Below are 19,936 nucleotides of genomic sequence, written 5' to 3' on the forward strand. Positions count from 1 at the left end.
TTACCGGGACACCATCATGCGCGATCCGCTGTTTGAGATTCCCTGCGTCACTATTGACGGCAATGAGACCACCCTGGCCGATTTCGGTGGCAAGGTTCTGCTGGTGGTCAATACGGCCAGTCAGTGCGGCTTCACACCCCAGTACAAAGGGTTGGAGGCGCTTTGGAAGCAATATCGTCAACAGGGATTGTTGGTGCTCGGGTTTCCCTGTGATCAGTTTGGTCATCAAGAACCGGGTGACGAGGCGCAGATCGCTACCTTCTGCGAGCGGAACTTCGGCGTCAGCTTCCCGCTATTCGCCAAGGTGCGGGTTAATGGCGGTGATGCCCATCCGCTGTTCGTGCAATTGAAGAAGCGCGCACCCGGCCTGCTCGGCAGCAAGGCGATCAAGTGGAATTTCACAAAGTTTCTCATCGCAGACGAGGGCCGGTGGGTGGAGCGGTTCTCGTCGCGCACGGCTCCGGAGGCGCTCGCAGCGCGCATCGAAGCCCACCTGTAGCGTTTTCTGGCAATGCCTGCCCGTAGAATATTTCTGGAGTCGTTGAATGGATGCCGAGCTGAAAGCTTTTTTGCAGCGCGCCGATGCGCTGATGACGCGCCTGGAGCCCCTGCTGCCGGCGCCGCGTGCGCCAGTCGATTGGAACAGCAGCCTGGCGGCACGCTGGCATCGTGAAGGGCAGGGCGGTTATTTGCAGCCGCTGAAGGTGTCGCTGGATCTGAATCTGGCTGATCTGATCGGCATCGACCGGCAGCGCGAGCTGCTGGCGAATAATACCCGCCAGTTTGTGTCCGGCCTGCCGGCAAATCACGTACTGCTTTGGGGCGCGCGCGGGACCGGTAAGTCTTCGTTGATCCGGGCACTGCTGGCCGAGCATGCGCCGGCAGGTCTGCGCCTCATTGAAATCGAGCGGGATCATCTGGCTGACCTGCCTAAAGTGGTCGAGCAGCTCGTCGGCCAGCCTCAGCATTTCGTGGTGTTCTGCGACGACCTGTCATTCGAGGCGGGTGAGGGCGACTACCGCGTGCTGAAAAGTGTGCTGGACGGCTCCCTGGAGCGAGCGCCGGAAAATGTGCTGCTGTATGCCACGTCGAATCGTCGGCATCTGGTCCCTGAGCGCCAGAGCGATAACGAGAACTGGCAGATGATCGACGGCGAACTGCATCCCAACGAGGCGGTGGAAGACAAGATCGCCCTGTCGGACCGCTTCGGACTCTGGCTTTCGTTCTATCCCTTCAGTCAGGAACATTATTTGAACGTGGTGCGGCACTGGATCGGCTCGCTGGCTGAGCAGGCCGGCCTCACCTGGAGCTGGGATGAGGCGCTGGAGAAAGATGCGATTCGCTGGGCCACGGCACGCGGTAACCGCAACGGTCGTTGCGCCTATCAGTTTGCGCGGCAGTGGGTAGGGATTCGTCTGCTTTGAAGACAAGCGCTGGGTCTAGCTGCAGCGGATGTGCTTGGCTTTGTTCTAGTCTAGGCTGAAAGGTTGTTTCGCCGCCAGGGCGCGCCTCCCACGGATCCGGCATCCAGCTGCTCTTGTAGGAGGGCCGCCCCCGGCGCGAATGCTTTTGGCTTCGGGACAGGATGAATCAATCCGGCTGCTTCGCCTTCTTACCTATCTCGATGAGCTTTGCCGTCATGCGCTGCTCGCCCGGTAGCACGCTTTCAACCGAAGCAAGCCCTTTCATTCGGGTGAAGTGAGCGGCCAGCGCCGGCCAGCGATTGGCGTCGATCAGTTCGCCGCCATGCTCCATGTTGATCAGCTGGCAGGCGAAAGCGAGGTCCGCTATCGAAAGCTGGTCGCCGACAAAGTACGTTCTTTCGCCGAGTTGACGCTCGAGATAGTCGAAGTGCGGCGGTAGCTTTTCGTTCAGAGCGGCCTGCACCTTGACTTCGTTACAGGTGTGGCCGGAACTGGGCTTCAGCACACGGTTGCGGAAAACCCCAAAGGTCGTCAGGGGCGCTAGTTCGTAGTCGGCGTACTTCTCCAGCCAGCGGATCTGCGCACGTTCTATCGCGCTGTTACCGTACAGCCGAACGGTCTGTTCGAACGTTTCTTCGAGGTACTGGCAGATTACGCTGGAGTCGGCGAGGCTGAGTTCGCCATCTTTTAAGGCTGGAATACGGCCGAGCGGGTTGAGCTGCAGATACCACTCGGGCGGTGTGAATGGCATGACGACTTCTAGCTGGTAATCCAGACCCTTTTCCAGCAGGCAAAGACGTGCCTTGCGAACGAATGGTGACAGTGGGGCACCGAACAAGGTCAGGGACATTGATTTTCTCCGCGGCAGGACAGGCGCGGCAGTGCCAGTGAGCGGATGAGTATTAAGTTGCGAAGCAACGGAGCACGATGCATTCGCCTCTCAAGTCATTTTTCGCACCCGTCCGGACCTGCGCCTAGTAGATGTTGTTCTTCTTCCAGTCATCTTCGCTTTCAAAGTTCTTCAAACCTTCGGTCAGCTCGCTGGGTTCGTCAAGCTTCGGTTGTTGCTGAGTCTGCTCGAGCTTGTTGGCATGGGTGTAGCTCGCTTCGAGCTGCGCCAGTTGGGATTGGAATTCGGCAGGGTTGGGTTGCTTGCGGACGTGCTGAATGCCGCGTTCGAATGCGAGACGTGCCTTGTGGGGACTACCTTGCTTCAAGGCCTCCTGGCCGACGTTGGTGAAATATTCAATATGCAACATCACCGTCATGTGCTGGATGTGCTGGATCCAGCGTTTGGCTGCAGCCGTATCGAGCTGGTTCTGCTTGTTGGCCCAGACGATCAGAGCGTACAAATCTTCCAGCCGGAGGCGAATTTCTTTCACCTGGGCTTCTGTGGCCACTTTAACTGGCGCATTCGGCACTTCGATCTCGTCAGCCTTGGCGGCAGCGCTGCGCAGCGCATCAACCCGCGCACTGACGGTGCTGTTCTTCTTGTCCAGCTGTAACAGTCGTTCGCCTAGATGCAATTCCAGTCGCGTCAGCGTTAACTTGAGCGCTGGCGTCATCATCTGGGCTGGCAGGCTGTCGGAGAGATTGGCGCAGCGCCGCATGCGATCACTGAGATCGGCTCGGATGCGCGCTTTTTCCAGATTGTTCTTTTCGACGATCTGGTTAATCACGCCAATGGCTATCAATATGAACAGGCCAGCAACGACCAATCCTGCAATCAGAACCGGGGACACGGGGCGCACCTCTCTAACCGGGCGGTTTCTGCCGAGTGTAGAGCGTTAGATGGCAAGCTGATAGCTCAAAAGCAGCTTCAATTAATCGACCCTTAAAAAATTTCAGCAAGGCGCTTGACGGCCCTATGCGAGCTCCATAGAATGCGCGCCACTTGCAGCGTGAAGCACATCGCAAACGCTGAAAGCCGGAATGAAAGCGATAAGCTTCCGGGCTGCGTCCCCTTCGTCTAGTGGCCTAGGACACCGCCCTTTCACGGCGGTAACAGGGGTTCGAGTCCCCTAGGGGACGCCATTTTTGTTGTAGATGTAACGCGGGAATAGCTCAGTTGGTAGAGCACGACCTTGCCAAGGTCGGGGTCGCGAGTTCGAGTCTCGTTTCCCGCTCCAAATAAGCTGCGAAAGGCCAAGGCTAATCGCAAGCACAAAAAAAGCGACCTAGAGTCGCTTTTTTTGTGTCTGTAATTCCTGTCCGTCGGCACGCTCGGATGCCGACACCTCTGTCGAGCAATCGCTCAAGCTCGGCGCGTGCCCACCACCCTTCGAATAGCCGGCCAAACTCACCGAGCCCGTTACGGTCCTATCCCATAGACGCTCGTCTTGCTTCGTACGCAGTGGGGGCCGCTTGGTAGAACGACCGCTCGGTCGCCCCTTCGTCAGTTACGACCGGCGAAAATTTCGATAATCGGGGCTTTCATCATGGCAAGCACTCAAAGCGCCGCAGCCACGCTGCGCTCGGCATGGATTGCTCATGCACAGGCAAACCCCATCGTCGCATTGGGGCTTATCGGTACGGTTCTGGTTGTGTTGATACTGCTGGGCGCCAGTGCTTACGGCGCATTTCAGAACGGCGATGAAAGCAATATCCGCTATGCGCTGCTCGGCGGCACGGCAGGCTTCGCGGCGACGGCACTGGGTGCGCTGATGGCGATTGCGCTGGGCAATATTTCCACGCGCACCCAGGACAGCATGCTTGGCTTCGCCGCCGGCATGATGCTCGCGGCCAGTTCGTTTTCCTTGATCCTTCCGGGCCTCGCGGCAGCACGGGATCTGTTCGACAGCGGCCCAGCGGCCGCATTGACTGTAGTGGTGGGCCTCGGCTTTGGCGTGCTGTTGATGCTCGGGCTGGATTATTTCACGCCCCACGAGCATGAGGCCGCCGGTGCCTTCGGGCCTCATCACCAGCGCATGAGTCGGGTCTGGCTGTTCGTGTTTGCGATCATCCTGCACAACATTCCGGAAGGCATGGCGATAGGCGTGAGCTTCGCCAAGGGCGATCTGGAGGTTGGTTTGCCGCTCACCAGCGCCATCGCCATCCAAGACATTCCCGAAGGGCTGGCTGTTGCGCTGGCTTTGCGCACCACCGGCTTGTCCGCCTGGCGGGCGATACTGGTCGCTGCGGCTTCAGGCCTGATGGAGCCTCTCGGCGCCCTGGTGGGTTTGGGAATTTCCAGCGGTTTGGCCGTCGCTTACCCGGTCAGCCTCGGCTTGGCTGCCGGCGCGATGATCTTCGTGGTATCGCATGAAGTGATTCCCGAAACTCACCGTCATGGTCATCAGACGCCGGCAACGGTCGGCTTGATGGGTGGTTTCGCGGTGATGATGTTTCTGGATACCGCGCTGGGCTAGGAAGCATCGAGCTGCCGGTTACCGATATATCGCTGCGCCGTCTCTGATGACGGCGCAAGTCTAATCAAAGTTGCTCGAGCAGTCGCCGCGCGGCTTCCTGGCCGCTGAGCCAAGCGCCTTCGACTCGGCCCGATAGACACCAGTCGCCACAGGCATACAGGCCCAGGTGGGTATCGGCCAGGGCACCCCACTCATGCGACTGGTTGGGACGTGCGTAGAGCCAGCGATGAGCAAGCGTGAATTGCGGTGCAGGCACGACGCAGTCGATCAGTTCGGCAAACGCGCCGTGCAGATGCTCGATCACTGATTCCTTGGGCATGTCAACGTGTTGTCGGCTCCAGGCGCTACTCGCGTGCAATACCCAGGTATCGAGATGCTCGTCGCGTCCGGGTCTGCTGTGATGGCGGGCCAGCCAGTCAAGGGCATCGTCCTGAACGAAACAGGCGTCGACGCTGGTTTCGAGCGGCTTGGCGAAGCTCAGGGCAACGGACCAGGTCGGTTCCATGGCAACGCTGGCGGCGACGGCGGCCAGCTTCGGCGCCGCAGCCAGCAATGCACTGGCCTGAGGGGCGGGGATGGCGATGACCACCTGACTGAATGGGCCATGGTTGTTTCCCTCGGCATCCACCAGTGTCCAGTATTCCTCGCCTCGGAAAACATCCGTCACGCGGCAGGAAAGCTTGACCGGCAGCTCGCCAAGCAACCCGGCGGCAATTGCATCCATACGCGGAATGCCGACCCAGCGCAGCTGCTCGTCGGCGGATGGAGACAGTTGGCCGTTACGCGACTGGAAAAGGTTGGGTGACCACTCGGCAGCCCAGCCCTCGGCTTGCCATTGATGGACGGTCTCGGTGAAACGACGATCGCGGGCGGTGAAATATTGGGTGCCAAGATCGAGATGGCCGGCGTCGCTGCGTTTGCTGGTCATGCGTCCGCCGAGTCCGCGGCCTTTGTCGAACAGCTGGATAGACTGCCCGGCTGCACGCAATGCCTGCGCTGCGGAGAGCCCTGCGATGCCGGTACCGACGATGGCGATGGGAGCTTTGCTCATGCTTACCTCTTTCGATAGCGCCGCCAGTCTCCGCTGCGCGACAACTGCGCTGGTTCGTTCGGTCCTGGTGCCGTTTGAAGAGCAAAACGGCGATGCTGATGCCTTCCCTATCCTCAAACAGACCGTAGGTTTTGCCTAGGGGTTCGGATCGTTGACGGGCGTGCTACGTGCATATTTCCTTGCGGACTGACGAGCGGTGGGACAGCGAGTAAGCCGCGGTTGTGCTTTTAGACTGGGCCCGCTCGTGAAGCATCTTGTCATCGGTTTTGCTGGCCATCGGCACTTCGTTCGTCGATAAGCCGAGCCTGCAGCGTCATCGACGTGACGCGACGTCGCTATTTGGTAGGCTCGTTAAAGCCCGACGAGTCAATGCGTTAGCGCGTAAAGGGATTGGTTGTAAGTTGGGAATAAGCCGGTACAATGGCGCCGCTCGCCGCCAGGCGGGTTTCGTTATGGTGGGCCCTGCCGGTCCCCTCGCAACGATCAGCCGTGAACCCGGTCAGGCCCGGAAGGGAGCAGCCGCAGCGGTGACATTGTGTGCCGGGGTGTGGCTGGTAGGGTTCACCTCCATAACGACGATTTCCTTCCCCTTTTCTATCGTTCGATTGCACCGACCTCTTTGGGAGATTCTGCGAATCTGCGTGCCCGCTTGTTTCTCATGATCGCTGGCGGACGGCGGTCGAAAGCCTGTAGCTTCGCCCCGAGGTTGGGCTTCCTGCAAAGGCAGCAAACTCGCGCTAACTATCATAGGAGACGCGCCCCTGTGGCGAATACGCGTCGCAGGCCTGCCGAAAAGCCTAAAGCTTCGCCCCCGACTCCTGCAAAGGCAGCCGGCGCGCACCGATAATCGTAGGAGGCGCGCCCTCGCGGCGAATGCAGGCCGCAGGCCTGCCGTAATCTGTATTCTTCGCGAGTATTCATCCAGGCACGAATACGTGGCATCCCTCGTTCAAGGAGTATTTGGTTTGTCGGTCAAAGCAAGCTGGGACATCTTCTGCGTGGTCGTCGATAACTACGGCGACATCGGCGTGACCTGGCGTCTGGCGCGGCAGCTGGTTGCCGAGCATGGCCAGCGGGTGCGTTTGTGGGTCGACGATCTCGATACTTTCGCCCGGCTCTGTCCGGGTTGCAGCGCCACGGCAAGCCAGCAATGGCATGAAGGTGTCGACGTGCGGCACTGGCTGCCCGAATGGACCGGCGCCGAGCCCGCGGACGTGGTGATCGAGGCGTTCGCCTGCCAGCTGCCCGTCGCCTATATCGAGGCGATGGCCAACAGCGAGCGCCGCATTCTCTGGCTCAATCTGGAATACCTGAGCGCCGAGGACTGGGTGGTCGGCTGTCATGCGCTGCCTTCGATGCAGCCCGATGGCCTGCAGAAGTACTTCTTCTTCCCGGGATTCGAGCAGGGTACTGGTGGCCTGATTCGCGAAAGTGACCTGATGGCACGAAGGGAAGCATTCCAGCGCGATCCGACGTTGCGCGAGGCTTTTCTGCAGAGCCTGGATTTTACGGTGGAACCCGGCGCGCGATTGGTCTCGCTGTTCGCTTACGAAAACCACGCCGTTGCGGGATGGCTCGATGCATTGGCGGTAGATACGCGCCCAACGCAACTGATGGTTCCGGAAGGCCGGGTCCTCGGCGACGTCGCACGCTGGCTAGGGGTAGAGCAGCTTCGAGCCGGTGTTCGCCATAGCCGTGGTGAGCTGCAGATCGCTGTGCTGCCATTCATGACTCAGAACGAGTACGACATGTTGTTGTGGTGCTGCGACTTCAATGCCGTGCGCGGCGAGGAATCGTTCATCCGCGCACAGTGGGCCGGGCGGCCATTGGTCTGGCACATCTATCCACAGGAGGAAGATGCGCACTGGGTCAAGCTCAACGCCTTCCTCGAACTCTATCTGTGCGACCTGGCGCCAGCGGCCGCCGCCGCGCTCAAGAACTTCTGGCATGCCTGGAACAAGGGCGAGGGGAGCGGGGCGGCCTGGTCCGACTTGCTCCGTCACGAGGTCGAGCTGATAGCCCATGCCGAACGCTGGACGCACAAGCAGGTTGCCAACGGCGATCTAGCTGGAAAGCTGGTGTTTTTTTACACAGATTGGCTATGATACGCGGCCTGTTTTGTCTCTAATCCCATCGGATATTCGTATGAAAACCGCACAAGAGTTCCGTGCCGGCCAGGTGGCCATCATCAACGGCGCACCCTGGGTCATCCAGAAAGCCGAGTTCAACAAGTCCGGCCGTAACAGTGCCGTGGTCAAGATGAAGCTGAAGAACCTGCTCAATGGTTCCGCTACCGAGACCGTATACAAGGCCGACGACAAACTTGAGCCGGTGATTCTCGAGCGCAAGGAAGTTACCTATTCCTACTTCGCTGACCCGCTCTACGTCTTCATGGATGAAGAGTTCAACCAGTACGAAATCGAAAAAGACGACTTGGAAGGCGTGATGACCTTCATCGAAGACGGCATGACCGACGTCTGCGAAGCTGTCTTCTACAACGACAAGGTAATCTCGGTCGAACTGCCGACCACCATCGTTCGTGAAATCGTCTACACCGAGCCGTCCGTACGTGGCGACACCTCCGGCAAGGTCATGAAGACTGCCCGCCTGAAGAACGGTGCAGAGCTGCAGGTTTCCGCCTTCTGCGAAATCGGCGACTCGATCGAGATCGATACCCGTACCGGCGAGTACAAATCCCGCGTCAAGGCCTGACCTTCGCAGGATGCAAAAAGCCCGGCAGACGCCGGGCTTTTTTGTGGCTGAGCGAACGGGAAGGGAGGATGCCAGCGCGTTTATCATTCAGCCTGAGACCTGTCCCGTTTCGTCACGACCGCACGGAACCGGTTTCGCAGGACGTAGGGCCGAACTTGTTTGGCTTTGCAATCCGCAGCCGAATGAATTCGGCCCTACAGGTTCGATATCCAGCAAAGCTCCGCGGCTTCAGCAGCGAATGAAGCTAGAAGCTCAGTTCGCCCAGAGCCAGCCAACCATCAGATAGCAAAGGCCGGTTACCAGGAACACACCAAAGATGTTCAGGGCGAAACCGGCCTTGATCATCGACTGAATGGTGACTTGACCGGTGCCGAACACGATGGCATTCGGCGGGGTCGCCACCGGCATCATGAAGGCACAGCTGGCGGCGATAGCGGCGGGAATCGCCAGCATTTCCGGTGGCAAGCCCTGTGCGACGGCCAGTGCTCCGAGTAGCGGCAGGAAGGCGGCCGCGGTAGCGGTATTGGAGGTGATCTCGGTGAGGAAGGTAATTACCAACGCAACCAGGCCGATCATCAGGATCAGTGGCAGCATACCGAAGCCCTGTAGGCTTTCAGCAATCCACTCGGCGAGTCCCGAAGCGCCGATCACACCGGCCAGCGACAAGCCGCCGCCGAACAGCAACAGAACCCCCCACGGGACTTTGTTGGCGGTATCCCAGTCCATCAGGAACACCCGGTTCTTCATGTCGACCGGGATGAGGAACAGGATCAGCGCCGCGGCGATGGCGATGCTGGTGTCGTTGACGCCATCGATGTACTGGACCAGAAACGGCTGGAAAATCCACGCCGCCGCCGCCAGGCCGAATACCACGGCAACCATTTTCTCTGGCTTGGACATGGGGCCGAGCGTGGCCATTTCCTGTTCCAGCATGGCACGGCTGTCCCCGCCGACCAGTTTGAAGCCGCCACGGGTCAGCCACCACCAGATGAACAGCAGCATGCCGACGCTGACCGGTACGCCCAACAGCATCCACTGACCAAAGCCGATATGCACGTCGTAGCTGTCGCGTAGAAACGCGGCGAGAAGGGCGTTCGGTGGCGTGCCGATCAGAGTCGCGATGCCGCCGACGCTTGCGGCATAGGCGATACCCAGCAACAAGGCGGTGGCGAAGCGTGTGCCTTCTTTTTCTTCGCTGCCTTCGACGAGCAGGGCAATCACGGAAATGCCGATGGGCAGCATCATGATGCTGGTGGCGGTGTTGCTCACCCACATACTGATGAAGGCCGTTGCGATCATGAATCCCGCAATCTGCCGGCTGGGCGCGTTGCCGACGGCCAGCAGCGTAGCCAACGCGATGCGCTTATGCAGGTTCCAGCGCTGCATGGCCAGCCCCAGCAGAAAGCCGCCGAAGAAAAGAAAGATTGTTGGGTTGGCATAAGGCGCGGTCGCTTTCCCCAGCGTATCGATACCCAGCAAGGGAATCAGCAGGATGGGCAGCAGCGAGGTGGCCGGGATCGGGATGGCCTCGGTTGCCCACCAGACGGCCATTAGTGCCGCCATGCCGACGGTTAACCAAGCTATGTCCGAGAGCCCGGCAGGCGGGTCGGTCAGGATGCAAAGCAACAAGAGCAGCGGCCCGAGAAAAAGGCCGATAGAGGCCGCCAAGGCCGCTCCTTTATTCTCTGGTGAATCGGTCATAAAGGTTTCCTCTGTCGATGACCCGGCTGCGAGAGGGCGTAGGAAATCCGGATCAAATACAGCGCAAGTCTATCGCGATTAATTAGCAAGCGAATTAGTAGTTGTCGTAATGATTAGTTTGCTAATTAGTTTGAGGGCGCTTGCTGAGCGATCACGATTGGCTACCGCGTTACGGATTTAGACAGCACTGCATGGTGTGGTGCTGGCCTCTTGTCGACTCGCGCAAGCAGATGCGGGTGTGTCAATGGCGTAGGGTGGGCTTCAGCCCACCGACGCGTTAGTAATTGGTGGGCTGAAGCCCACCCTACAACTGAAGCCCGCTCTACAACCGGAGCGCCGCCGACCCAAGCCAAGCTCCGCTAGGCGCTATCAGCTCGGCCGCACCTGCTTCAGCGTCTCGGCAATCATGAACGCCATTTCCAGCGATTGATCGGCGTTGAGCCGAGGGTCGCAGTGGGTGTGATAGCGATCAGAAAGACCATCCTCGGTGATCGGCCGCGACCCGCCGATGCATTCGGTGACGTTCTGCCCGGTCATCTCGATATGAATGCCGCCCGGGTAGCTGCCCTCGGCGCGGTGCACGTCGAAGAACTGCCGCACCTCGGCGAGAACCCGTGCGAAATCCCGCGTCTTGTAGCCGCTGGACGCCTTCATGGTGTTGCCGTGCATCGGGTCCGAACTCCACAGCACCTGGCGGCCTTCGGCCTGCACCGTCTGAATCAGGCGTGGCAGGCCTTCTTCGACCTTGTCGGCGCCCATTCGTACGATCAGGTTCAGGCGGCCCGGATCGTTGTCCGGGTTGAGGATGTCGATCAGGCGGATCAGCTCCTCGCCGTCCATGCTCGGTCCGACTTTCACCCCGATCGGGTTGCCCACGCCGCGCAGGAACTCAACATGAGCACCGTCCAGCTGCCGCGTGCGGTCGCCAATCCAGAGCATATGCGCGGAGCAGTCATACCAGCCGCCGTTGAGGCTGTCCTGCCGAACGAACGCCTGCTCGTAATTAAGCAGCAGGGCTTCATGTGCGGTGAAGAAATTGGTCTCGCGCAACTGAGGTGCGTTATCCATCCCACAGGCGCGCATGAATCTCAGCGCCTGATCGATCCGTTCACCTAGTTGGTGATATTTCTCCGCCATTTGCGAGTTGGCTATGAAGTCGAGATTCCACTGATGCACCTGATGCAGATCGGCGAAACCGCCCTGGGCGAAGGCGCGCAATAGGTTCAGGCTGGACGTGGACTGATGATAGGCCTGCAGCAACCGCTCCGGATCCGGCACACGGCTTTTCTCGTCGAAACCGATGCCATTGACGATGTCGCCGCGGTAAGCGGGCAGGGTGACGCCATCGATGGTCTCGTTGCCAGACGAGCGTGGCTTCGCAAACTGTCCGGCCATGCGCCCGACCTTGATCACCGGACAGCCCGCAGCGAAGGTCATGACCACCGCCATCTGGAGCAGTACCTTGAAGGTGTCGCGGATTTTCGGTGCGGAAAACTCGGCAAAGCTTTCCGCGCAATCCCCACCCTGCAGAAGGAATGCGCGGCCTTGGGTCACCTCGGCGAACTGCCGACGCAGCTCCCGTGCCTCGCCGGCGAATACCAGCGGCGGCAGGCTCGCCAGCGTCGCCTCTACGCGCTGGAGATGCTCGGCGTCAGGATAGTCGGGCTGCTGCTGGATGGGTTTATGTCTCCAGCTGGTGGGGCTCCAGGTGTGGCTCATCGGATTGATTCCTGCGCAAAAGTGCGCGGATTTTACCTGATGCGCTGCGCCGTCGCTGATAGCCCTTGCCAATCGGGCTGCTAAGATGCGCCGACCGGTTTGGAGTGAGCGCAATGGACAAGCAGGAAGTATTGCTGGCCGAAGTACATGACGCTTTTGGCTTGATCCGTGTGCTGGAAGTAGGGGATTACAGGTTTCTGGAATTCGGCGCGGCGGTCGAGCAAAGCTGTGTGTTCACGCGAGACCCCAGCTGGTTGGAGTATGACTACACGCGCGCCATGCTGATGGGTGGCCTGATGCACGCACAGCCCGAGACCGCCCTGTTTCTCGGTCTCGGCGCGGGGACGCTAACTCAAGCGTGCCTCGAATTCCTGCCGCTCGAAGACGTCGAGGCCATTGAGCTGCGCCCGGATGTGCCGGAGTTGGCGATGCGCTATCTGGGCCTGCAGAACGACTCGCGGCTCTACATACGCATCGGCGACGCGGTAGAGCTGCTCGACTCGGCCGAGACCGCCGATATGATATTCGTCGATCTCTACACCGATGTGGGCCCGGCTGCGGCGCATCTGGCGTGGCGCTTTCTCGAGCGCTGTCAGCAAAAGCTGAACCCAGGCGGTTGGCTGATCATCAATCAGTGGGGCACCGACGAAGACAAACCGCTCGGTGCTGCTCTGCTGCGCGGCTTGTTCCACCGCCATTATTGGGAGTGCCCGGTGAAGGAGGGCAATGTCGTCCTGTTCGTTCCCGCTGATCTGGAACAGATGCTCGACATAGCGGCCCTGCGCGAGCGCGCCGCGACCCTGGCACCGCGTCTTGGTTATTCACTGGATTCATTGATCGATGCGCTACGACCAGCCAGTTAAAGGCAGGGTGCCGCAGCCCCGCGCCGCTTTCGTAGGAGGCGCCCCGCGGCGAATGCCGACCTTCGGTCAGCTCAAAAATTAAACGTTTCGTCCCAAGGTCGGGCCTTGTATGGTTTCCACGCAAGTCCTAAAAGGGACTTGTCAGGGTGGAGGGGGCAAACGGGCCTTCCGGCCTTTCGGCACGGACTGTGGGAGATTTAGCCCCCGCCCTTCTCATCAAAGCGCCGATAGAGAATCCATCGGCGGAGCCTAGCCGCTCATGACCGACGAAATGTTGCAAGCCAGCGTTCGATGAGCCCTGACAAGTGAAATTACCTTAGCTTGGAGGACCAGTCATGGCAAAGCCCATTGAGTCAATCATGGTCGGTATCGATGTCAGCAAGGCCGAGCTGGTCATTGCCCGTAGTGATTCGAAGAGTCTGGAGAGGATTACCAACACACCACGAGCCATCAGCCGCTGGCTGAAGACGCTGCCTTGCGGGACTCAGCTAGCGTTCGAGGCCACAGGCGCCTATCACCGCACCTTGGCGTCGCTGGCGCATCAGGTTGGCTTTGCGCTCTATCTGCTCGATGGTTATCGGCTCAACCGGTATCGCGATGGCATTGGTAATCGCGCCAAGACCGACCCGGCTGATGCCCGGTTGATCCTGCGCTACCTGAGCAAGGAACTGAGCGAGCTCAAGCCCTGGGTGCCACCTCACGAGGCGTTTTATCGCATCCAGAGCCTGCTGCGACGCCGGGCTTCGCTTGTGCATACCCGTGTTGCCCTGGCCCAGAGCCTGAGCGATGTGCCCGAACTCAAGAGCGCGTCCAAGCGCCTGAGCAACAACATCAAGGACATCGAAAGATTGATCGAGCGCCGCCTCACAGAGGCCATGGCTGAAGTCGGCTGGGGGGCGGATGCCCAGCGCTGCAAGGCCATTGAAGGTATTGGAGAACTCACCTGCGCAGCGCTGGCCAATACGTTCCACCGAGGTGAATTCAAGAGCAGTGATGCCTTCATTGCCTACTTGGGCATGGACGTTAGGGTACGAGACTCAGGCAAGCAGGTTGGCCGCCGGAAGCTGACCAAGAAAGGGGATCCAGAAATGCGACGCCTCTTGTATAACGCCGCGATGTCGGCCCGTCGAACAAAGGCTTGGGCTGGTCAATATGAAACCTATCTCAGCCAGGGACTGAAGACGACCCAGGCCTTGGTTAAGCTCGCCAGGAAGCTGGCCCGAATTGCCTTCGCCCTGATGAAAAATCAATCAACATATCGACCGAAAATGCCAGTTACTTGTTGTGCCGCACCATAGAATCTCCCACAAAAGCAAAGGCTATGTCTGGATTAGCAGTTGCCAATCGGTTCCGGGAAGGCTCCGAGCTTTGTAGGGTAGGCCGGGCGGCGTTCCGCTTTAGCCCACGCTGACCACGTTGGTGCGCTGAAACGGAACGCCGCCGGCCCTGTGTTCTCATTTTGTCTGTAGGACCGGTTTCATTCGGCCGCATCCGCACAAAGGCCGAACAAGTTCGGCCCTACGAGCCTCGGGGCCGACCCTACGGACCTTTGCACCAACCCCAACACTTGACGCAGACTTAGCCAAAGCAAAACGCAGTCGCTTGCCGAGTCGCCACGAACTTAACCCACAAGACAAAATGCGCGCACAGCTTCACAGAATTCCGGTATAGTACGCGCCGGCTGAAACCCAGCCTGCGTTCAGGTACTGCAACACACGAAGCGCTGCTTCGGCTGCTGTCCGCTTCTCGCGGCTGTCCTAGACGATTCATCATTCAATACGTTTTCGCAAACCCCGCCGACCAGGCTGCCAGGGTGACCTTCGGGTTTTGCATGGCATGCGCAGCTTCGGAACATGGGTCTTTGCGGAGCATCAGGAAAAGACCCATGACCCAGGAAATCGGCGGCTTTGCCGCACTCGGTATTCATCCCTCTGTACTCGCTGCCGTCATCGCGGTGGGCTACGAAGAGCCTTCGGCGATCCAGAGCCAGGCTATCCCGGTAATTCTCGGCGGCCACGACATGATCGGCCAGGCCCAGACCGGTACCGGCAAGACCGCAGCCTTCGCGCTGCCCATTCTGTCCAAAATCGATCCGGCCAAGCGTGAGCCGCAGGCGCTGATCCTCGCGCCAACCCGCGAGCTGGCCCTGCAGGTCGCCACCGCGTTCGAAACCTATTCCAAGCAGATGCCCGGCGTTGGCGTTGTCGCCGTCTACGGCGGCGCCCCTATGGGCCCGCAGCTCAAGGCCATCCGCCAAGGTGCGCAGATCATCGTTGCCACCCCAGGCCGTTTGGTCGACCACCTGAGCCGCAATAGCACACTGCTTTCGACCATTCAGTATCTGGTGCTCGACGAAGCCGACGAAATGCTCAAGCTGGGCTTCATGGATGACCTTGAAGTCATTTTCGAAGCCATGCCGGAAAGCCGTCAGAGCGTATTGTTCTCCGCGACCCTGCCACACTCCATCCGCGCAATCGCCGAGAAGCACCTGCGCGAGCCGCAACACATCAAGGTCGCTACCAAGACCCAGACTGTCGCCCGCATCGAGCAGGCGCATCTGATGGTTCATGCTGATCAGAAGATCCCGGCCGTGCTGCGCTTGCTGGAAGTCGAAGATTTCGACGCACTGATCGCCTTCGTACGTACCAAGCAGGCCACTCTTGATCTGGCCGCTGCGCTGGAAGCCAAGGGCTACAAGGCCGCTGCTCTGAACGGCGACATCGCTCAGAACCAGCGTGAGCGCGTTATCGAATCGCTCAAGGACGGCCGTCTGGACATCGTCGTTGCTACTGACGTTGCCGCTCGCGGTCTCGACGTGGCGCGCATCACCCATGTATTCAACGTGGACATGCCCTACGATCCGGAGTCCTACGTGCACCGTATCGGCCGTACAGGCCGTGCCGGCCGGGAAGGGCGCGCACTGCTGCTGGTCACCCCGCGTGAACGCCGCATGCTGCAAGTCATCGAGCGCGTCACCAACCAGAAGGTTGCCGAAGCCCGTCTGCCCAACGCCCAGCAGGTGTTGGATGCGCGCATCAAGAAACTTACCAACAGCCTGTCGCCGCTGGTTGCTGATGCTGAAGCCAGCCATGGCGAACTGCTCGACAAGCTGGTTGCCGACATCGGCTGCAGCCCGCGCGCCCTAGCCGCTGCGCTGCTGCGCAAGGCCACCAATGGTCAGGCGCTGACCCTGGCCGAAGTGGAAAAAGAGCAGCCGCTGGTCCCGACCAGCGCTCCTCGCGAACGCTCCGATCGTCCAGAGCGTAGCGGTGATCGCGAGCGCCGTGCCCCGATTCCGCTGGCCGAAGGCCGCGCCCGCTGCCGTACCCCGCTGGGTGCCCGCGACGGCATCGCCGCACGCAACCTGCTCGGCGCCATCCTCAACGAAGGCGGCCTGGCCCGCGAAGCCATCGGCCGTATTCAGGTACGTGACAGCTTCAGCCTGGTCGAACTGCCGGAAGAAGGCCTGGAGCGTCTGCTCGGCAAACTCAAGGACACACGCGTGGGTGGCAAACAGCTCAAGCTGCGTCGCTATCGCGAGGATTGATCGTCCTTAGATGACAAAAAGGGTGGGCTTAATAGCCCACCCTTTTTCGTTTCAGCGACTCGTACCGTTTTTGGCGAACACACGCCCCAAAAGCTTCGCCCCGAGGTCGGGCTTCCTACGGAAAGCACGTGCTCCGACACTGCTTGTAGGAGGCGCTCCTCCGCGGCGAACGCGCACCCTATGTCAGCTCAAAAGCAAAAAGCATCGCCCCGAGGCCGGGCCTCGCACGCAAAACTTAAGTCCAAGATCGCACCGTTTCGTAGGGGGCCGCCTGGCGGCGAATGCAGGTCGTAGGCCTGCCAAATCCCGGCCATCCCTATCAAACCCTCCAAAACCTGACCCAAACGTCCAGGCTGTTCAAACTCTGAGCAACATGCTACAAACGAACGCAACCCAAATGATCTAGCCGCTTGAAAACGAAGGGAAAACCATGACCAAGTCGGAGTTGATCGAGCGTATCGTCACCCAACAAGGGCTGCTTTCGTCCAAGGATGTGGAACTGGCAATCAAAACCATGCTTGAGCAGATGGCTCAAGCACTGGCAACCGGAGACCGTATCGAAATCCGAGGCTTCGGCAGTTTCTCTCTCCATTACCGCGCCCCGCGCGTCGGCCGTAACCCCAAGACTGGCCAATCCGTCCCGCTCGATGGCAAGTTCGTCCCGCATTTCAAACCGGGGAAGGAGTTGCGTGATCGTGTTAACGAGGACGAATGAACAGGTCTTCATTGGTGAAGTAATCGCGTCACGTTGCTCTCAGTCAGCATCGTAAAAGCACTTCGTCGAAAAGTTCCTCGGACAATCCTTTATTTTTAAGTCCGCACTTGGTGTGAGGGTAAGCGCGTGGCAGAATGCCGCCGTTTTTGAGACGCCTCTCACATTGCCAGGTTAAAGGAACTAACCGATGACATATCCGCAAATCACTCACCACGGAGCCGTCAACGGCGTGACCGGCTCGTGCCATGAACTACATGCCGATGCGGCCAACAGCTACCTGATCGATTGTGGCCTGTTCCAGGGTGCCGATGTTTCCAGTGACGGAAGAGCAGGGCAGGGTAGCCTGGAAATTGATTTCCCGCTGGGTACCGTGCGGGCACTGATCGCAACGCATGTTCACATCGATCACGTTGGCCGAATCCCATATCTGCTCGCCGCTGGATTCGAAGGTCCGATTCTCTGCAGCGAACCCTCCGCCAAGTTGTTGCCTATCGTGCTGGAGGATGCGTTCAAGCTCGGCGTCAGCCGCGACCAGAAGCAGGTTGAGCGCTATATAAAGCTGATCGAGCAACGCATCATCGCCTTGCCCTACAACACGTGGTTCAACTTGCGCGACGCAGACGATCTTGTTTGCCGTATCCGCTTGCAGCGAGCTGGGCATATCCTCGGTTCGGCGTATGTCGAGTTTGATCTGACTTATCCGAAAACTGGCGAAAAGAAGCGGGTTGTATTTTCCGGTGACCTTGGTGCGCCACATGCACCGTTATTGCCGGCGCCCAAGCCACCTCACTGCGCGGATATTCTCGTTATCGAAAGTACCTACGGCAATCGCCAACACGAGAACCGCCGCACCCGGCGGCAGCGCCTGGAGCGTGTTATCGAGCAAGCGCTCGAAGACAACGGCACAGTGCTGATCCCTGCGTTCAGCATAGGCCGAACCCAAGAATTGCTATATGAGCTAGAAGAGATCATCCATCTCGCACAAACCAAGTCTCCTCTCCGTTCTGGGGAGAGGGCTAGGGCGAGGGGACATGACGGCAGCGCTCAGACGTCTAATGTAGAAGCCAACTGGCCCGAACTCCCAATCATCCTTGACTCCCCCCTAGCCAGCCGCTTCACTGCAGCCTATCGACAACTGCAGCCCTTCTGGAATCAAGAGGCGCTCAAGCGTGTACAATCCGGCCGCCGTCCACTGGGCTTCGAGCAATTGATAACAGTCGATAGCCATAGCGCACACATGCGCATGGTCGAGCACCTTACACATACCGCTCGTCCGGCAGTCGTAATTGCTGGTAATGGCATGTGCTCAAGTGGCCGTATCGTCAATTACTTGAAAGCCATGCTGGGCGATAAAAGGCACAACGTCTTGTTCGTCGGCTATCAAGCGGCAGGCACGCCAGGTCGGGCGATTCAGGCCTATGGCCCGACTGGTGGCTATGTCGATCTCGATAGTGAACGTTTCGATATACGGGCAGGTATTGCAACCATTGGCGGTTATTCGGCGCATGCCGATCAGGATGGCTTAGTCAGGTTTGTAACCGGGATGCGGAGAAAGCCATCCCATATTCGCATCGTTCACGGTGAACAAAAGGCGAAACAGGCATTAGCCGAAAGGCTTGATGCTTTCTATCAAGGCAAGCAACAAGCGTTGCAGCTCACAATCCCGCAGTAAGGCGTTGCGCCGACTCAAACTATGGATACGGTATGACAGTCAAAACCCTCTGTGTGTTCGGCACACGTCCCGAAGCAATCAAAATGGCGCCCTTGGCTCTTTCATTGAGCGCAGACGCGCGTTTCGATGCCAAGGTTTGCGTAACTGGCCAACATCGCCAGATGCTCGACCAGGTGCTTGAATTATTTGAGCTCGAACCAGACTTCGACCTGAATATCATGAAGCCCGGCCAAGACCTTACCGACGTCACTAGCGCCATCCTGCAAGGTATGAAGCGAGTCTTCGCAGAATTCAAACCCGACGTTGTGCTGGTTCATGGCGATACCGCCACTACTTTCGCTACCACGGTAGCGGCTTATTACCATCAAATATCTGTCGCTCATGTCGAGGCAGGGTTGCGCACCGGCAATATTTATTCGCCATGGCCGGAAGAGGGGAATCGCAAGTTGACGGGAGCATTGGCTGCCATCCACTTCGCCCCAACCGAAACCTCTCGTCAGAATCTGCTGCGTGAAGGCATCACAAGCGGCATCGAAGTTACCGGCAATACGGTCATCGATGCGCTCCTGCAGGTCGTTGCAAAACTCGACAAAGACACCGAGTTGCAGCAGCGTTTTCAGGAGCAGTTCGCCTTCTTGCGTGCAGATAGCCGCCTAGTGCTAGTCACCGGACACCGCCGTGAGAGCTTTGGTGGCGGCTTCGAGCGTATCTGCCAAGCATTGGCAGATACGGCAAAGGCCTTTCCTGATGTTGAGATCGTCTATCCCGTTCACCTGAATCCGAATGTAAGAGAGCCTGTAAACCGCCTTCTTGCTGGCATCGACAATATTCACTTAATCGAACCGTTGGACTACCTGCCGTTTGTTTATCTAATGAACCGCTCTTACCTGATTCTCACCGACTCAGGTGGCATACAAGAAGAAGCCCCCTCGCTGGGCAAGCCTGTCCTCGTGATGCGTGACACTACCGAGCGCCCAGAAGCAGTAGAGGCCGGCACCGTGAAACTGGTCGGCACTCAGGTAGAAGCGCTGACGAGCAATCTCAGAAAGCTTCTGACTGACGACGAGGCTTACCGTGAAATGAGCTTCGCCCACAACCCCTACGGCGATGGCCTCGCGTGCGCACGCATTCTCGAAACACTTTCGCAACTCAAGAAGAACTGAA

16 protein-coding genes, 2 tRNA genes and 1 other RNA gene are annotated in these 19,936 nt (G+C 59.0%); 14 read left to right on the top strand and 5 right to left on the bottom strand.

From position 1 onward, the window contains the following. Positions 1-16 precede the first annotated feature (16 nt). Together NA647_RS02635 and NA647_RS02640 are read left to right on the top strand one after the other, a co-directional pair. Positions 17-499 carry a glutathione peroxidase gene (locus NA647_RS02635; RefSeq protein ID WP_256056266.1) on the top strand — a complete coding sequence of 161 codons (483 nt, stop codon included), beginning with the start codon at positions 17-19 and terminating at the stop codon, positions 497-499. A 46-nt stretch (positions 500-545) separates the two neighbouring features. After that, entirely contained in the window at positions 546-1,424 is an 879-nt protein-coding gene (locus NA647_RS02640; RefSeq protein WP_256056267.1) for an ATP-binding protein, read from the top strand. 166 nt (positions 1,425-1,590) lie between these two features. Here NA647_RS02640 and NA647_RS02645 read toward each other — a convergent pair whose 3' ends face one another. Continuing rightward, positions 1,591-2,274 carry a glutathione S-transferase family protein gene (locus NA647_RS02645; protein WP_256056268.1) on the bottom strand — a complete coding sequence of 228 codons (684 nt, stop codon included), beginning with the start codon at positions 2,272-2,274 and terminating at the stop codon, positions 1,591-1,593. A 124-nt stretch (positions 2,275-2,398) separates the two neighbouring features. Continuing rightward, positions 2,399-3,166 (bottom strand): hypothetical protein, encoded by a 768-nt coding sequence (locus NA647_RS02650; protein ID WP_256056269.1) that lies wholly within the window; start codon positions 3,164-3,166, stop codon positions 2,399-2,401. A 216-nt stretch (positions 3,167-3,382) separates the two neighbouring features. Here NA647_RS02650 and NA647_RS02655 point away from each other — a divergent pair. From NA647_RS02655 to NA647_RS02665, 3 genes are all read left to right on the top strand, one after another. Continuing rightward, positions 3,383-3,458, top strand: a tRNA-Glu gene (locus tag NA647_RS02655). Positions 3,459-3,477: 19 nt separating this feature from the next. After that, positions 3,478-3,553: transfer RNA gene (locus NA647_RS02660), tRNA-Gly, on the top strand. 309 nt (positions 3,554-3,862) lie between these two features. After that, on the top strand, positions 3,863-4,792 hold the full coding sequence (locus NA647_RS02665; RefSeq protein WP_256056270.1) for a ZIP family metal transporter: 930 nt from the start codon (positions 3,863-3,865) through the stop codon (positions 4,790-4,792). A 64-nt stretch (positions 4,793-4,856) separates the two neighbouring features. Here the strand turns inward: NA647_RS02665 and NA647_RS02670 are convergent, their stop codons facing one another. Beyond that, positions 4,857-5,843, bottom strand: a complete 987-nt coding sequence (locus NA647_RS02670) for an NAD(P)/FAD-dependent oxidoreductase (RefSeq protein WP_256056271.1) — start codon at positions 5,841-5,843, stop codon at positions 4,857-4,859. A 463-nt stretch (positions 5,844-6,306) separates the two neighbouring features. Between NA647_RS02670 and ffs the strand changes: the two genes are divergently transcribed. From ffs to efp, 3 genes are all read left to right on the top strand, one after another. Next, an RNA gene (ffs, locus tag NA647_RS02675) (signal recognition particle sRNA small type) lies at positions 6,307-6,403 on the top strand. A gap of 405 nt (positions 6,404-6,808) precedes the next feature. Continuing rightward, the gene (earP, locus tag NA647_RS02680; RefSeq protein WP_256056272.1) at positions 6,809-7,948 is read left to right on the top strand and encodes an elongation factor P maturation arginine rhamnosyltransferase EarP; all 1,140 of its coding nucleotides are present in this window, start codon (positions 6,809-6,811) and stop codon (positions 7,946-7,948) included. Positions 7,949-7,988: 40 nt separating this feature from the next. After that, on the top strand, positions 7,989-8,555 hold the full coding sequence (gene efp / locus NA647_RS02685; protein ID WP_003296422.1) for an elongation factor P: 567 nt from the start codon (positions 7,989-7,991) through the stop codon (positions 8,553-8,555). Positions 8,556-8,807: 252 nt separating this feature from the next. Here efp and NA647_RS02690 read toward each other — a convergent pair whose 3' ends face one another. Both NA647_RS02690 and NA647_RS02695 read right to left on the bottom strand, forming a co-directional pair. Next, complete coding sequence (locus tag NA647_RS02690; RefSeq protein WP_256056273.1) at positions 8,808-10,256, bottom strand: SLC13 family permease; 1,449 nt, start codon at positions 10,254-10,256, stop codon at positions 8,808-8,810. 369 nt (positions 10,257-10,625) lie between these two features. Beyond that, positions 10,626-11,975 (bottom strand): class II 3-deoxy-7-phosphoheptulonate synthase, encoded by a 1,350-nt coding sequence (locus NA647_RS02695; RefSeq protein WP_256056274.1) that lies wholly within the window; start codon positions 11,973-11,975, stop codon positions 10,626-10,628. A 113-nt stretch (positions 11,976-12,088) separates the two neighbouring features. Between NA647_RS02695 and NA647_RS02700 the strand changes: the two genes are divergently transcribed. The 6 genes from NA647_RS02700 to wecB all read left to right on the top strand — a co-directional run bounded on the left by NA647_RS02700 (position 12,089) and on the right by wecB (position 19,935). Continuing rightward, positions 12,089-12,838 (top strand): spermidine synthase, encoded by a 750-nt coding sequence (locus tag NA647_RS02700; RefSeq protein WP_256056275.1) that lies wholly within the window; start codon positions 12,089-12,091, stop codon positions 12,836-12,838. Positions 12,839-13,173: 335 nt separating this feature from the next. Next, the gene (locus NA647_RS02705) at positions 13,174-14,136 is read left to right on the top strand and encodes an IS110 family transposase (RefSeq protein WP_256056276.1); all 963 of its coding nucleotides are present in this window, start codon (positions 13,174-13,176) and stop codon (positions 14,134-14,136) included. A 587-nt stretch (positions 14,137-14,723) separates the two neighbouring features. Continuing rightward, complete coding sequence (locus tag NA647_RS02710) at positions 14,724-16,385, top strand: DEAD/DEAH box helicase (protein WP_272889516.1); 1,662 nt, start codon at positions 14,724-14,726, stop codon at positions 16,383-16,385. 430 nt (positions 16,386-16,815) lie between these two features. Further along, on the top strand, positions 16,816-17,100 hold the full coding sequence (gene ihfB / locus NA647_RS02715; RefSeq protein ID WP_019340642.1) for an integration host factor subunit beta: 285 nt from the start codon (positions 16,816-16,818) through the stop codon (positions 17,098-17,100). A 187-nt stretch (positions 17,101-17,287) separates the two neighbouring features. Continuing rightward, complete coding sequence (locus NA647_RS02720) at positions 17,288-18,772, top strand: MBL fold metallo-hydrolase RNA specificity domain-containing protein (RefSeq protein ID WP_256056277.1); 1,485 nt, start codon at positions 17,288-17,290, stop codon at positions 18,770-18,772. A gap of 32 nt (positions 18,773-18,804) precedes the next feature. Beyond that, positions 18,805-19,935 carry a non-hydrolyzing UDP-N-acetylglucosamine 2-epimerase gene (gene wecB, locus NA647_RS02725; RefSeq protein WP_256056278.1) on the top strand — a complete coding sequence of 377 codons (1,131 nt, stop codon included), beginning with the start codon at positions 18,805-18,807 and terminating at the stop codon, positions 19,933-19,935. Position 19,936: the final 1 nt, after the last annotated feature.

Source organism: Stutzerimonas stutzeri (genome assembly GCF_024448985.1).
Lineage (GTDB): Bacteria > Pseudomonadota > Gammaproteobacteria > Pseudomonadales > Pseudomonadaceae > Stutzerimonas > Stutzerimonas stutzeri_AP.